Source organism: Tenacibaculum sp. (genome assembly GCF_048269885.1).
Lineage (GTDB): Bacteria > Bacteroidota > Bacteroidia > Flavobacteriales > Flavobacteriaceae > Polaribacter.
The window spans coordinates 219,588-232,283 of the sequence record NZ_JBLWTZ010000002.1 but is presented as its reverse complement, the minus strand read 5'-3'; the positions used below and the strand labels follow the sequence as shown (position 1 = coordinate 232,283).

The window sequence follows — 12,696 nt, the reverse complement described above, 5'->3', positions numbered from 1 at the left end:
GAATGAAAAAAAGAATTGAAGCAGTACATGAATTTCATAGTGCATTCGGGTTAGGAATTAAAAATAAACCCACAGCTAACATAGGTGAAGAAAGAAATTTACTTCGTTATAATTTAATGAAAGAAGAGAATGAAGAATATTTAGAGGCTGCTCAAAATAATGATTTGGTTGAGGTAGCAGATGCTTTAGGAGATATGCTGTATATTTTATGTGGAACTATCATAGAACATGGAATGCAACATAAAATAGAAGAAGTATTCAATGAAATTCAACGAAGTAATATGAGCAAGTTAGGAGAAGACGGTAAGCCAATTTATCGTGAAGATGGCAAAGTGTTGAAAGGACCTAATTACTTTAAGCCAAACATTAAAGAAATTTTAGATAAATAAAAAAAGCTCCTTATTGAGGAGCTTTTTTTACATTTTGTTTTTCTATTTATTTACCCATAATTCTTTTTAATTCTGATGTTAATGTTTTAACATTACTAACCATTTTAATAATAACACCATTAGCATCTACAATTAAATGAGTAGGGTATTGTTTTACTTTTAGCTTTTTCGCCATATAATCCTTTTGTTCAGGAATGGTTGGGTATTTAAACTCTTTAGTTTCTAAAAACTCAACAAGTTCATTTTTTTTATCAAAAGCCAAGCTAACAAACTCTATTTTGTCATCCTTATATTTATCAACCAATTCATTTAGTTCAGGAAACTCTTCAACACATACCTTACAGGTAATAAACCAGCATTTTAATACGAGTAATTTTCCTTTTGTATCTGCTTTATTATGAGCTTTTCCTTTTAAATCAACAAAATTGTAATTGGGAAGTTTTTTACCTTCCATTTTAAAATACTGATGGGCTATTGAAGCTTTACTAACAATTGATTTCTTAATTTTTTCATCTGCAGATTCATCAATATTTGTTAGTTGATATTGTAGTTTGCCATCTTTTTCAGACTTGATAGGGATGTATGCACCTGTGCGAAGTAGCGTTAAAAAGATCCCTTTCTCCATAGCTGTTCCTTCATTGTCTAAAGGCGTAAAAGTAGCCATCAAATCAATGTTTTCTTTTGTGTAAGCCTCCCAATTATCAAAGCTTTTTTGAATATCTTCAACCTCTATAGAGGTGGCTCCAGTTGAAGGTTCTTCAGCAGTCATAGCTTCCTTAGGCATGTCATTTTCACTAACAGGTTTAGGAAGTACTTCTTCTTTCGAAGAGGTTTCTACAGTTTCTATAGGAGCAGTAACCTCATTGCTTTGGGCTATGATTTTGTTTTCATTTTTTAATGAATCAGAATAAAAATCTAATCCAAAAAATGAAATAGCAAAACCAACTCCTATTGATAATAAAGTAGGTATAATATCTCTCATTTCTTTAGAATTTTTTGTTAAAATAACTTAATTCTGTTCACTAATATAGCTTTTTTTAATGAAACGATTAAATTTTAACTCTCCAGTTGTGCTTGTCTTCTAACTTGTTATACTGAATGTTAAGTAGTTTGTCTTTAAAGAAATAGGCATAAGAATCACTTATCTCAGGCAGTTCAAAAGTATCATTTTGATGTTTAAAACCTTTTATAGGGTTTATAACAGCTGCTGTACCAGAACCGAAGATTTCTTTTAGTTCACCTTGTCTTGCGGCCTCTTTAATTTCAGCAACAGAAACTCTTCTTACCTCAATAGCTATTTTGTAATCTTTAGCAAGTTGAATAATCGATTTACGAGTAACCCCATCTAAAATACGATCATTGGTTGGAGCGGTTACAAGTTTGTCTCCTATTCTAAAAAAGATATTCATTGTTCCTGCTTCCTCAAGGTATTCATGAGTGTTGGCATCAGTCCAAACAATTTGTTGATAGCCTTCCTTATGCGCTAAACTAGTAGGGTAAAATTGAGCTGCATAGTTACCAGCGGCTTTAGCAAAACCAACACCACCATCAGCAGAACGACTGTACTCTTCAGCAAAAATAACTCTTACTTCACCAGCGTAATATGACTGAGCAGGTGAACAAATAATTATAAATTTATACTCTTCAGCAGGAGACGCAGCAATGGCACCTTCAGAAGCAATAATAAACGGACGGATGTATAATGAATTTCCAATTCCTTTCTTAATCCATGCATCATCTATTTCAAGCAGCTTTTTTAACCCTTCAAAAAATACATTTTCAGGAACTGGAGGCATTGCTAAACGAGCGCCAGATGTATTAATTCTATGAAAATTCTCATCTAGACGAAATAAAAACACCTCATCATTATCATCCTTGTAAGCTTTCATTCCCTCAAAAACAGCTTGCCCGTAATGAAAAACTCTGGCCGAAGGCTCAAACAATAAAGGTCCATAAGGCATAATTTTAGGTGTTTTCCATTCTCCGTTGGCAAAGTCACAAACTAACATGTGGTCAGTAAAAGTGCGACCAAAAGTTAAATTATTAAAATCTACGGTGTCTATTTTTGACTCTTGTATAAGCTCAATATCAATATTCATTGTGTTGTTGTTTTTAGAAGTGCTACGAAGATACAAAATCTAGTGGTATATTTTGAGTCTAGCTCCTTGCTTAGGGAAATATAAGTATATTTGTTGAATGTTAATTTTAAATTTTTGAAAATGAAAAGACTATTGGTTTTTGCTACGGTTTTAAGTATAGGGTTTGTAGCTTGTAAAGTTGAAAAGAAAGATGAGACATCTACTATAAGCACTACTAAAGAACAAAAAATAGCGTATGCATCGTTTGGAAATGAGATTACAGATATCGATGCTATTTCTGCTGAAGAAATGCGAGCTAAATTCAAAAGTTTAAAAAAGGGAGATACCTTGAATATAAAATTTGCTTCAACAATAAATGAAGTATGTAAGAAAAAAGGATGTTGGATGAAGTTAGATTTAGGAAAAGAAGAAGAATCAATGGTACGTTTTAAAGATTACGGTTTCTTCATGCCTTTAAATGCAGATCATAAAGAAGTGGTAGTAAATGGTAAAGCTTTTGTTACTGAGATTTCTGTAGATGAATTACAACATTATGCTAAGGATGCAGGAAAATCTGAAGAAGAAATAGCAAACATTACAGAACCAAAATACACCTATGCTTTTGAAGCAGATGGAGTATTAATGAAGAAATAATGAAACAATTAATTGTTGTTTTATTGATGTCTTTGGTGTTTTTTTCTTGTAAAGAGGAAAAAAAAGAACCAAAAGAGGAACTTATTATGTATCAATCTTCCGAAATGGCAGCTTTAATGAATGCTATGTACGAAGGAAATATGACCATTAAGAATAAGATTTTAGAAGGAGCATCTATAGGTGATTTTCCAGAAACTTATCTGAATATTCATACTGCTGTTTTAACGGATCCAGCAGATAGGAATGTAAGTTTTGAAGCTTTTTCAAAACAGTATATTCAAAATTTACAGCGAGTATATTCGGGATCAAAAGATTCTTTAAAACAAAATTTTAACCAAGCAGTAAACAGTTGCATTGCTTGTCATAAAACAACTTGCACAGGGCCAATACCAAGAATTAAAAAGTTACTGATTAAATAGTTTAGTTATCAAACGAGAAATTATCATAACGTCCGATGGTTCCACCACCATTCATTTACCCGAATGGAATGAACAATATCATTCTAAACACGGAGCAATACAAGAAGCCTATCATGTATTTATTAGAAATGGACTAAAATATGTAGATACCAAAAGTGTTTCTATTTTAGAAATAGGTTTTGGTACAGGACTCAATTGTTTTATTACGCTTTTAGAAGCAGATATAAATATTGATTACGTTGGTGTTGAAGCTTATCCAGTAGCCAAGGAAGAAGTAGTAAAATTGAATTATGTTACGGAGTTAGAGGCAGGTGATAAACAAGACCTTTTTGATAAAATTCACGAAGTTTCTTGGGAAGAAAAGCACAAGATTACTCCTAATTTTTCATTGACTAAACGCAAGCAATTTTTTGCCGAAATTACCGATGAGAATTACTTCGATTTAATTTATTTTGATGCTTTTGGAGCAAGAGTACAACCCGATTTATGGACGGAAGATATTTTTAAAATTATGTTTGCTGCGTTAAAACCAGAAGGGGTTTTAGTAACCTATTCAGCAAAGGGAAGTGTACGACGAGCAATGCAAGCAGTAGGTTTTGAGGTGGAACGTTTACCTGGGCCTCCAGGGAAAAGAGAAATGTTACGAGCTACGAAAGTAGGCGAGTAATATTCAGCGTAGCTAAATGTTACGAGAACAAAAGTTAGGAAATAATATTTTACGTAATTAATATAGAAATTAGAAAACAAACAAATGGAGTTTAAAAGACGTTTCGGTAATCGAAAAAAAGGAAATCCTAAAAGAGGGGTATTCTTAGTGATTTTATTAATTGTTGTATTGTATTTATTTTTCAATGCAGAAAAAATTCTTGGGAGATTTTTATAAATGAAACCATTTCAATTTAAAGAGTTTGCGGTACATCAAGATAAAACTGCAATGAAAGTTGGTACCGATGCAGTATTGTTAGGTGCATGGTGTAATTTAGGAGATTATCCAGATACAATGCTAGATGTTGGTTCTGGTACAGGTGTTATTTCATTAATGTTAGCACAACGAAGTGATGCCATGACGATTGATGCAGTAGAGGTGGATGGAGATGCTTATGAACAAACTGTAGAGAATTTTGAGCAATCAGATTGGGGGGATAGACTCTTTTGTTACAATGCTTCTTTTGTGGAATTTGCAGCAGAAATGTCTGAGGAAGAAGAAGAGTATGATATAATTGTATCCAACCCACCATTTTATACCGATAATTACGAAACAGAAGATGTTGCGAGAAATAAAGCACGATTTACGAGTTCATTGTCTTTTAAAGAGTTGTTAAAAGGAGTGGGTGAAATTTTATCTGAAAATGGAAGATTTTCAACCATTATCCCATTTAAAGAAGAAGAAAGTTTTATCGAACTAGCTAAGAAGTATAATTTATACTTAAACAGAGTTTGCCGAGTAAAAGGAACTCCTACTACTGAAACCAAGCGTAGTTTATTAGAGCTGTCGTTTACTGAAAGTTCTATACAAGAAGAAGAATTAATTATAGAAACACAAAGGCACCAGTATACTGATGCCTATATTAATTTGACGAAAGATTTTTATTTAAAGATGTAACCTGTTATGAGGTTATATTATCAAAATTTCTGTTTAGTTTTAAGATATTCTTGTTGTGAGTAATGTAGCTCTTCAGCGCTATTTTTTATTACTGCAATAGGATTTTTGTTTTCATCAATTGCTACAAAGGTAAACTCCCCTTCAATGGCTTTTTCTCTGTGATGCGAATACATGTGTTCAGTGAAAATTTTAACAGTAACTTGTAAACTTTTATTACCTATATAACTCACTCGTCCAATTAATTCAATAATAGTTCCAGCTGGAATGGGTTTTTTAAAATCAATTTTATCACTACTTACAGTAACTACTTTTTGTCTGCAAAATCGTGTTGCAGTAATAAAAGCAACTTCATCCATTAATTGCATGGCAGTTCCTCCGAACAGTGTATCATAATGATTGGTTGTATTTGGAAATACGGCTTTGAAAATTCGTGTTTCAGATTGAGTTATTTTTTCTTCTGTGGTCATTTTTTATTTCTTTAGTATGATTAGTGCCTGAACATGATAGTATTCAGGCACTTTTTAAACCATTATTAGTTTACAGTTTCTAAGGTGTTAGTACTGTAGCTTAATGAAGCTTCTTTTGCAGCGGAAACCATAGCGAGTAATGCTTTTTCTGTTTCGTCCCAATGTCTGGTTTTCAAACCGCAATCCGGATTTACCCAAAGTTGAGAAGCTGGAATAACTTTTTGTGCTTTTTGTAGTAACTCAACCATTTCTTCTTTTGAAGGAACTCTTGGTGAATGGATATCGTAAACTCCAGGACCAATTTCGTTCGGGTATTTGAAATCGGCAAAGGCATTCAATAGCTCCATTTGAGAGCGTGAACATTCAATAGTAATCACATCGGCATCCATATCAGCAATGTTTTGAATAATGTCATTAAACTCTGAATAACACATATGTGTATGTATTTGAGTAGCGTCATCTACACCACATGATGAAATTTTAAAAGCTTCTACAGCCCATTTTAGATAATCATTCCAACCTGATTTTCGAAGAGGAAGTCCTTCTCTTATAGCAGGTTCGTCAATTTGAATAACTCGAATACCAGCATTTTCTAGATCTTTAACTTCATCACGTATAGCCAGTGCAATTTGTTTACAAGTAATGCTACGAGGTTGATCGTCACGCACAAAAGACCATTGTAAAATGGTAACAGGGCCTGTAAGCATTCCTTTAACCCATTTGTCAGTTAAAGATTGCGCGTATTGCGACCAGTAAACAGTCATTGGATGAGGTCGGTAAACATCGCCATAAATGATAGGAGGTTTTACACAACGACTACCATAACTTTGAACCCAACCTTTTTTAGTGAAAGTAACCCCAGCAAGTTGCTCACCAAAATACTCTACCATGTCGTTTCGTTCATATTCACCATGAACTAATACGTCAAGACCTATTTTTTCTTGCCATTGAATGGTCTTTTGAGTTTCCTTTTTAAGTAAGTATTTATATTCTTTACTACTTAAATTTCCTTTTTTATACTGAACCCTCCAGCTTCTTACTTCTTTGGTTTGAGGGAAGGAGCCAATGGTAGTGGTAGGGAATAGTGGTAAATTCAATACTTTATTTTGTGCTTCTTGACGAACTGAAAAGTCATTTTTTCTTTGAGAATCTAATTTAGTAACGGCATCAACACGCAGTTTTACATCGTTATGATGAATTAATGTTGAAGATTTTCTGTTTTCAATAGCTTTTTTGTTTTCTTCAAAAGCATTTAAAACACTTTTATCACTAGTGCTTTTAGATAACTTTTTTAATAAGCTTACTTCGGTAAGTTTTTGTTTAGCGAAGGCAAGCCATTGTTTAATTTGGCCGTCTAAAGATGTCTCTAAGTCTAAATCACATGGGGAATGTAATAAGGAACAAGAAGGAGCTATAAAAACTCTGTCAGAGCCCAATTTATCAGTAGCTTTTTGAATAAGTTGCAAGGACTTTTCAAAATCATTCTTCCAAATATTTCTACCATCTACAATACCTAATGATAAAATTTTGTTTTCAGTAAATGTGTTCAATACATCATCTAATTGTTCTTCGCAGCGAACTAAGTCGATATGTAGTGCATCTATAGGGAGAATATTGGCCAACGAAAGGTTATCTTTTAGTCCTTCAAAATAGGTAGTCACTATAAATTGTAGTTTAGGGAACTTTTTTCTAATCTCATTATAGATAAATTGATAGGTTTCTTTAGTTTTTTCACTCAAGTCTAATGCTAAGAAAGGTTCGTCAAACTGAATCCACTCAGCGCCATGTGTTTGAAGCTCTTGTAGAATTTCAAGATACACAGGAAGTAGTTTTGAGGCCAAATCTAATTTGTCAAAACCTTCTTCTTTTTCTTTTCCTAAAAGAAGGTAGCTAACCAAACCAATAATTACAGGTTTGGCATTAATTCCCGCTTGTTTTGCCCCGACAAACTCATTAACAATTTTGTTGGAAAACAGTTTAAACTCTTGATCTCTATAAAATTCAGGAACGATATAATGGTAATTGGTGTCAAACCATTTGGTCATTTCCATAGCAGTAATATCAAGGTTATCTTTTTGATATCCTCTTGCCATAGCAAAGTAAAGATCCAGTTCAGAGTTTGAAGTTTTTAAAGCTACTTCATTGTAACGTTTAGGAACTGCACCAACAGTAAGTGTCATATCTAACACCTGATCGTAATAAGAAAAATCATTACAAGGAATGAGGTCTATGCCTGCTTTTTGCTGTGTTTCCCAGTTTTGTTGACAGATGTTTCTTCCTGTTTCAAGAAGTTCCTGTAAACTAGTTTTGCCCGACCAATATTGCTCGCAGGCTTTTTTGAGTTCTCTGTTGCTACCAATACGCGGATAGCCAAGAATGTGCGTTTGCATTTTCTTTTAAACTTTTATAATTAAACAATAATTTAAAAGCTCTTTTAGATGCTTCGCAATGCTAAAAACGATAAGATGTTTGAGGAAAAATAATGGTATACCAAAACAAGCACGGCATTCTATAAAAGAAAGTGTGCGTTAAAATATAACATCGGTATGACCCAAAAGCTTCAAATCGCGAAAGCATTGTCAATATCCGAATAGGCAGGTCTCCTGACTTATAACAGCTTTTATCATCCTTCCCGCTTTTGGCAGTGGATATGCTAGGATAAAAACTTTTGGTGTGTTACTTACAGTTGCGCGACAGTTCGTGATTTGCACACGATTCCCTATTAATCTACAGCTAAGTAAAACCTTTTCGGTTGATGAAGTATGTAAAGAACTTATCGGGGTAAATGTAGGTATTATTTTTTGAGAAAAGAGCATAAAAAAAGCATCAATTAATTGATGCTTATGTTTGAAAAAGAGCAATGATAGTGAATGTTTACTGTTCCCATTTTTTAAGTTGATCTAGGTATAAGTAACTTTCAATAAATTTTCTGTGTTCTGTATTTGTCATAATTTCAAGAAGCTCCAATGCTGAAATATAACTAGCTAAATTTCCGTTTGAAGATAAAAACTTACCGTCCTTAACAAAAGTCACCAAGCTGTCGTTTTGCACTTTTAAATTTGGATAGTCTTTTTGTAGTTGTTCACCACCACCAATCCATGTTACAATTTTATGACCATCTGCTATACCTGATTTACCAATTAAATTTGCCCCAGCACAATTACTAACAGTGTATTGGGTTTCTTGATTTTTTGTTTTTATAAAATTTACCACTTTATTATTATGTACTTGAGCATACATATCGTAAGCGCTTGGTACAAATAAAGCTGTTAGCTTAGGACAGTTGTCAAAAGTATAATCAGGAACAAAATGCATTCCTTCTTCGGTAGTAATGGGTTTAGGAGTCTCAGCTATTGCTACTACATTAAAAAGTTGTTTACCATCTTTGTCTACTTTACCAAAAACATCTGACGTTGCTATAACTTCTCCTTGTAAAACTCCGTTAAACATTAAAAGTCCAATTGTTGGTAGATCGGGATTAAAAGGTTTTAGGTGTTTAGTTAGGGTGTCAGTTGGAGATATAACTTGTTCAACTTCTTCAGTTTTGTTATCTGTTTTCGATTTTTCTGAATTACAACTAACAGTAATAATTGTAAAAATTAGTAGTGTTACAATGCTTAAATTTTTCATGCGTATTTTATTTAGTATCTCTTTGAGTAGGTTTAATAATCATTCTAAAATATTGGTCTTTGTATATGTAGTAGCCTAACCAGTTGTATAGAGTTCTTACTTTGTTTTTAAAGTTTACAAGTCCCATGATATGTACAAAAATCCAAATTAACCATGCAACAAAACCTTTTAAGGATTGTTTTTGACCAGGAAAGTCAAGTACAGCCTTATTTCGTCCAATAATAGCTAAAGAGCCTTTGTCGTTGTACTGAAAAGTCTTCCAGTTATCGTTTTTCCTATTAAGATTTTTAGCTAAGTTCTTTGCCTGTTGTAATGCTGGTTGGGCTAATTGCGGGTGCCCATTAGGATAGTTCTCATCGCCTAAAACTAAGGCGCAGTCTCCTAAAGCATAAATGTTATCATATGAATGTACTATATTAAATGAATTTGTTTTTAATCTTCTACCGGGACCAAAGCTTTCTGTTGAAAAACCATCAAATGTTTTTGCACATACACCAGCTGCCCAAATAAGGTTTTTGGTTTCTATTTTTTCTCCGTTTGATAAGTACACAGTTTCACCATCAAAGTCATTAACCATAGTATTCATCGTTAATCTAACTCCGAGCTCACTTAACTTTTTAGAAGTGTATTTTTGTGCTTTTTTAGACATAGGAGCTAACACAGAGCTTTGACCATCGATAAGGTGAATTTCTCCAAAGTCGTTTTCATCTAACTCAGGATAATCTTTTATGATAATTGACGTTTTAATTTCAGATAAAATTCCTGAAAGCTCAACTCCAGTAGGACCTGCGCCAGCGATTACAAAAGTTAAACATTTTTTTCTTTCCTCTGGATTGTGAATTCTAGTAGCTCGGTCAAATCTAGTTAAGATAACATTTCTAAGAGATAAGGCATCACTAATCGTTTTCATAGGTAAACTGTACTTTTCAATGTTTTTGTTTCCAAAAAAGTTAGTTTCTGTTCCAGTAGCCATTACTAAGATGTCGTATTCTATTTCTCCATTACTTACCACTATTTTGTTTTCTTCGGGAACAACTTTTTCAAGAGTACCGAGTCGAAAACGAGCGTTTTTAAACTTTCTTAATATTTTTCTGAATGGATAACTAATTGCAGATGGTTCCATAAAACCTGTAGATACTTGATAGATTAAAGGAGGAAAGAAGTTGTAGTTATTACTATCTACTAAAATAATCTGATAATTTTCTGAATTTCCTAATCCTTTTATAAGTTCTAATCCAGCAAACCCGCCGCCAACAACGACAAGTTTTTTCATATTTTTCATAATGCTATTATGCCCTTAAATTAATATAAGTACAAAGGTAGTTAAGAAGATTTCAGTAAAAAATAAACTAGCTTAAGAAATGTTATTTTCTTTTAATTTCACTTAAATATTCAGGAGTTAAGCCTAAAAAGCTAGCTAATAAATATTGAGGTACTCGTTGCACAAACTCAGGAAAGTCTTCTCTAAACCTAAAAAACAGTTCTTCCTTAGAGTAGCTGTTTATGTATTTTAAACGCATTAAAGCAGCTCCGTAAGCTGTTTCGTATATGTTTCTGAAATATTTTTCTAGTAATGGGAATTTGCTTAATAATTCATTGTATTTCGAAAAGGAGATTGATAAAACTATAGAGTTTTCAACTGCCTCTATCGTAAAGTTAGCGTGTTTTTGGTGTTGAAACGCTAAAAAGTCTGTCAACCACCAATTCTCCAAAGCAAACTGTGTAGTTTTTTTATAGCCTAAATCATCAATAAAATATAATTGTAAACAACCTTTGGCAACAAAAAATAGTTTATCACATCGTTGGTTAGTAAATAATAAAGTTTCTTTTTTCTTGTAAGGTTGATGATCGAAAAATGTTGCTATTTCTGATAACTCTTCTTCAGAAAAAGAAGTGTATCCTTTAATATGCTCTGTTAAAATACGTTCGACCATTTGTTAGTGTAGTATTGAAATGTAAAAATACGAACTTTATAAATGAGTTCTTTTTAGCTAAAAAAAAGGCACCCTTGTTTAGATGCCTTTTTATTCGTTATTTGAAATTTTTACCCCTTTACACTCTCAGGGTTATAACCTAAATAAGGAACTTCTTTTTCAATAAAGTTAATTCCGTAGTCTTCTAATTCTTTTAAAATTGGTTCGTACACTTCTTTGTTGATTGGTAATTGTACGCCAGGAGTTGTAATATCACCATTTAAAATACGTACCGTAGCCATGGCTACAGGTAAACCAACCGTTTTTGCCATGGCAGTGTAGGTTTGATCATCACCTTTAATTACCATGCTGCTTTCAATTTGATACTTGTCTTCTTTGTATTGGTATCCAAAAATATGATGCATTACAATCATATCTTTATCTTCAGCTTCAAGAGTCCAAGAATCCATCAATATTTTTTGTAAAATTTCAGCAGGAGTAGCGTTTTTCAATCCTACTTTTTTATTCGGATTGAAGATGTCTAACTCTACAAATTTATCCCACATTAAATCATCTTGATCAATCTTTGTATACGAACGAAACTTTAACTCAACAGAATCTGAAGGAGAGTAGGCTAAGAAAAGGTTTGTGAAATCACGATAACTCATATTTTCTGAATCTTCAATCGTGTATGTATCGTCAGTCATTCCTAATTGAACAAATACGTTCCAAGCACGAGAAAATCCCACCTTACGAATTGTTCCGCGATACATAGTTTTAATATCTTCTAAACCATAAATACTTCTGTATTTTAAAGAATCACGGTTAGCGTATGCTTCAAATCTTCCACTACCATTAATAGTTAAAAATTCAGTTCTTCTAAATAATTTTTGATATGGAATGTACTTGTAGGTTCCTTCCTGTATAAACATTGAAGCTCCACCCTGACCTGCTAATACCACATTTCTAGGATTCCAAGTAAATTTATAGTTCCATAAATTAGTATCACTTTCAGGAGCTACTAATCCGCCACAAAAAGATTCAAATAATAGCATTTTACCTCCCTGTTCTTTTATGCGGTCAATAACTTGCATCGCACTCATATGGTCAATTCCTGGATCCAGACCAATTTCGTTCATAAATACTAATCCTTTTGCTTTAGCTTCTTCATCTAACGCTTTCATTTCATCAGAAATATATGAGGCGGTAACCATGTGTTTTCCGTAAGTAATACAATCTTTAGCTACTTCAATATGAAAACGAGCGGGTAACATTGAAATAACGATATCTGCTTTTTGAATTGCACTTGAGCGTTCTTCTGTATTAAAAACATCTAACTGTATTGCTGTAGCATTAGAATGATTGTTAACTTTAGATTGAGCACTTTCTAATGAAACATCACCAATAGTTATGTGTAGGCTTTCCTCTGAAGATTTATCTACTAAATATTTTATAAGTGAAGAGCTTGATCTACCAGCACCAATTATCAATATATTTCTCATTATAATGTATTTTTGTTATCACTAAATTTTGAGGCGACAAT

General features: G+C 32.9%; 12 protein-coding genes, 1 pseudogene and 1 riboswitch. Of the genes and pseudogenes, 5 read left to right on the top strand and 8 right to left on the bottom strand.

The annotated features are described in order from the left end of the window. Nucleotides 1–2: 2 nt before the first annotated feature. Entirely contained in the window at nucleotides 3–389 is a 387-nt protein-coding gene (locus ACN0WY_RS02390; protein WP_330487575.1) for a nucleoside triphosphate pyrophosphohydrolase family protein, read from the top strand. Nucleotides 390–435: 46 nt separating this feature from the next. Here ACN0WY_RS02390 and ACN0WY_RS02385 read toward each other — a convergent pair whose 3' ends face one another. Together ACN0WY_RS02385 and ACN0WY_RS02380 are read right to left on the bottom strand one after the other, a co-directional pair. Beyond that, nucleotides 436–1,371, bottom strand: a complete 936-nt coding sequence (locus tag ACN0WY_RS02385) for a TlpA family protein disulfide reductase (RefSeq protein WP_417799435.1) — start codon at nucleotides 1,369–1,371, stop codon at nucleotides 436–438. A gap of 67 nt (nucleotides 1,372–1,438) precedes the next feature. Then, a complete protein-coding gene (locus ACN0WY_RS02380) occupies nucleotides 1,439–2,488 on the bottom strand; it encodes a branched-chain amino acid aminotransferase (protein WP_417799434.1) in 1,050 nt (349 codons plus the stop codon). 120 nt (nucleotides 2,489–2,608) lie between these two features. On the opposite strand from ACN0WY_RS02380, the gene ACN0WY_RS02375 reads away from it, so the two are divergent. From ACN0WY_RS02375 to ACN0WY_RS02360, 4 genes are all read left to right on the top strand, one after another. After that, the gene (locus ACN0WY_RS02375) at nucleotides 2,609–3,121 is read left to right on the top strand and encodes a DUF4920 domain-containing protein (RefSeq protein WP_330487572.1); all 513 of its coding nucleotides are present in this window, start codon (nucleotides 2,609–2,611) and stop codon (nucleotides 3,119–3,121) included. Further along, nucleotides 3,121–3,540: a hypothetical protein gene (locus ACN0WY_RS02370; RefSeq protein WP_330487571.1), complete on the top strand. Its 420-nt coding sequence runs from the start codon at nucleotides 3,121–3,123 to the stop codon at nucleotides 3,538–3,540. The genes ACN0WY_RS02375 and ACN0WY_RS02370 overlap by 1 nt, the downstream gene beginning before the upstream one ends. 7 nt (nucleotides 3,541–3,547) lie before the next feature. Then, nucleotides 3,548–4,207, top strand: coding sequence for a tRNA (5-methylaminomethyl-2-thiouridine)(34)-methyltransferase MnmD (gene mnmD, locus ACN0WY_RS02365; RefSeq protein WP_417799480.1), 660 nt, complete (start codon nucleotides 3,548–3,550; stop codon nucleotides 4,205–4,207). A 216-nt stretch (nucleotides 4,208–4,423) separates the two neighbouring features. Next, the gene (locus ACN0WY_RS02360; RefSeq protein WP_417799433.1) at nucleotides 4,424–5,143 is read left to right on the top strand and encodes a tRNA1(Val) (adenine(37)-N6)-methyltransferase; all 720 of its coding nucleotides are present in this window, start codon (nucleotides 4,424–4,426) and stop codon (nucleotides 5,141–5,143) included. An 86-nt stretch (nucleotides 5,144–5,229) separates the two neighbouring features. Here the strand turns inward: ACN0WY_RS02360 and ACN0WY_RS02355 are convergent. From ACN0WY_RS02355 to ACN0WY_RS02330, 6 genes and pseudogenes are all read right to left on the bottom strand, one after another. Next, nucleotides 5,230–5,610: pseudogene (locus ACN0WY_RS02355) on the bottom strand (acyl-CoA thioesterase); the annotation flags it as partial. Nucleotides 5,611–5,675: 65 nt separating this feature from the next. Continuing rightward, nucleotides 5,676–8,000 carry a 5-methyltetrahydropteroyltriglutamate--homocysteine S-methyltransferase gene (gene metE / locus ACN0WY_RS02350; protein ID WP_417799432.1) on the bottom strand — a complete coding sequence of 775 codons (2,325 nt, stop codon included), beginning with the start codon at nucleotides 7,998–8,000 and terminating at the stop codon, nucleotides 5,676–5,678. Between the two features lie 185 nt (nucleotides 8,001–8,185). Beyond that, nucleotides 8,186–8,373, bottom strand: a riboswitch (cobalamin riboswitch). A gap of 111 nt (nucleotides 8,374–8,484) precedes the next feature. Continuing rightward, nucleotides 8,485–9,240: a DJ-1/PfpI family protein gene (locus tag ACN0WY_RS02345; protein ID WP_417799431.1), complete on the bottom strand. Its 756-nt coding sequence runs from the start codon at nucleotides 9,238–9,240 to the stop codon at nucleotides 8,485–8,487. A 7-nt stretch (nucleotides 9,241–9,247) separates the two neighbouring features. Next, nucleotides 9,248–10,522, bottom strand: coding sequence for an NAD(P)/FAD-dependent oxidoreductase (locus ACN0WY_RS02340; RefSeq protein ID WP_417799430.1), 1,275 nt, complete (start codon nucleotides 10,520–10,522; stop codon nucleotides 9,248–9,250). An 82-nt stretch (nucleotides 10,523–10,604) separates the two neighbouring features. Further along, nucleotides 10,605–11,174 carry a Crp/Fnr family transcriptional regulator gene (locus ACN0WY_RS02335; protein ID WP_330487566.1) on the bottom strand — a complete coding sequence of 190 codons (570 nt, stop codon included), beginning with the start codon at nucleotides 11,172–11,174 and terminating at the stop codon, nucleotides 10,605–10,607. A gap of 110 nt (nucleotides 11,175–11,284) precedes the next feature. Then, the gene (locus ACN0WY_RS02330) at nucleotides 11,285–12,655 is read right to left on the bottom strand and encodes a saccharopine dehydrogenase family protein (protein WP_417799429.1); all 1,371 of its coding nucleotides are present in this window, start codon (nucleotides 12,653–12,655) and stop codon (nucleotides 11,285–11,287) included. Nucleotides 12,656–12,696 lie beyond the last annotated feature (41 nt).

What these genes read in the sequence shown, in the direction of transcription:
- ACN0WY_RS02360 (WP_417799433.1), top strand. Translation starts at nt 4,424, where the DNA reads ATGAAACCATTTCAATTTAAAGAGTTTGCGGTACATCAAGATAAAACT.
- ACN0WY_RS02380 (WP_417799434.1), bottom strand. Translation starts at nt 2,488, where the DNA reads ATGAATATTGATATTGAGCTTATACAAGAGTCAAAAATAGACACCGTA.
- ACN0WY_RS02390 (WP_330487575.1), top strand. Translation starts at nt 3, where the DNA reads ATGAAAAAAAGAATTGAAGCAGTACATGAATTTCATAGTGCATTCGGG.
- ACN0WY_RS02370 (WP_330487571.1), top strand. Translation starts at nt 3,121, where the DNA reads ATGAAACAATTAATTGTTGTTTTATTGATGTCTTTGGTGTTTTTTTCT.
- ACN0WY_RS02385 (WP_417799435.1), bottom strand. Translation starts at nt 1,371, where the DNA reads ATGAGAGATATTATACCTACTTTATTATCAATAGGAGTTGGTTTTGCT.
- ACN0WY_RS02335 (WP_330487566.1), bottom strand. Translation starts at nt 11,174, where the DNA reads ATGGTCGAACGTATTTTAACAGAGCATATTAAAGGATACACTTCTTTT.
- metE (WP_417799432.1), bottom strand. Translation starts at nt 8,000, where the DNA reads ATGCAAACGCACATTCTTGGCTATCCGCGTATTGGTAGCAACAGAGAA.
- ACN0WY_RS02340 (WP_417799430.1), bottom strand. Translation starts at nt 10,522, where the DNA reads ATGAAAAATATGAAAAAACTTGTCGTTGTTGGCGGCGGGTTTGCTGGA.
- ACN0WY_RS02330 (WP_417799429.1), bottom strand. Translation starts at nt 12,655, where the DNA reads ATGAGAAATATATTGATAATTGGTGCTGGTAGATCAAGCTCTTCACTT.
- ACN0WY_RS02375 (WP_330487572.1), top strand. Translation starts at nt 2,609, where the DNA reads ATGAAAAGACTATTGGTTTTTGCTACGGTTTTAAGTATAGGGTTTGTA.
- ACN0WY_RS02345 (WP_417799431.1), bottom strand. Translation starts at nt 9,240, where the DNA reads ATGAAAAATTTAAGCATTGTAACACTACTAATTTTTACAATTATTACT.